The 255-nt window shown below is 50.6% G+C and carries 1 rRNA gene; it reads left to right on the top strand.

The annotated features are described in order from the left end of the window. Window positions 1-255 (top strand): 23S ribosomal RNA (locus JW499_RS23280); the annotation flags it as partial.

Here is a 255-nt window from a genome sequence, read left to right as displayed (position 1 = left end):
CAAGCAGTGGGAGCGGTCCTTGAGACCGTGACTGCGTACCTTTTGTATAATGGGTCAGCGACTTAATTTTAGTAGCAAGGTTAACCGTTTAGGGGAGCCGTAGGGAAACCGAGTCTTAATAGGGCGTACAGTTGCTAGGATTAGACCCGAAACCGGGCGATCTATCCATGGGCAGGTTGAAGGTTGAGTAACATCAACTGGAGGACCGAACCGACTACCGTTGAAAAGTTAGCGGATGACCTGTGGATCGGAGTG

This window comes from Amphritea pacifica, assembly GCF_016924145.1.
Taxonomy (GTDB): Bacteria; Pseudomonadota; Gammaproteobacteria; order Pseudomonadales; family Balneatricaceae; genus Amphritea; species Amphritea pacifica.
This window is presented reverse-complemented; position numbering and strand designations above follow the sequence as displayed.